1 protein-coding gene is annotated in these 516 nt (G+C 67.2%); it reads left to right on the plus strand.

The annotated features are described in order from the left end of the window. The coding region (locus APH34_RS28460) for an Ig-like domain-containing protein (protein ID WP_156358142.1) at positions 1 to 516 on the plus strand (516 nt) is incomplete at both ends.

Consider the following 516-nt stretch of genomic DNA (forward strand, 5'->3'; position numbering starts at 1 on the left):
CCTGATCATTTCCGCCGATGGCAGCAGCATCAGCGGCACCGCCCCGGCAGGCAGCCGCGTCGAGGTGCGCGATGCCAACGGTACGGTGATCGGCACCGTGGTGGCTGGCGCTGACGGCACGTTCAGCATTCCGCTCGTCCCGGCGCAAGCCAACGGTGAGCTGCTCGACGTGGTGGCAATCGATGGCAGCGGCGCTTCGTCCCTGCCCGCCCAGGTCACTGCGCCCGATATCACGGCGCCAGCCGCTCCCGCCGATCTGGCGGTCAATGCCGATGGCACTGTCGTCAGCGGCCGCGCAGAGCCCGGCAGCACCGTGCGTGTGCTCGCTGCGGATGGCACCACTGTATTGGGGACCGCTGTAGTGGGCGCAAGTGGCGCCTTTAGCATCACCCTCAACCCACCGCAGGTTGATGGCGAACAGTTGCAGGTCACCGCAACCGATGCTGCGGGCAACACCTCCACCGCGGGCAACGTCACTGCACCGGATATCGATGGCGGTGACACCACCCCACCAAC

It is taken from the genome of Pseudomonas sp. NBRC 111131, from assembly GCF_001320525.1.
GTDB lineage: Bacteria > Pseudomonadota > Gammaproteobacteria > Pseudomonadales > Pseudomonadaceae > Aquipseudomonas > Aquipseudomonas ceruminis.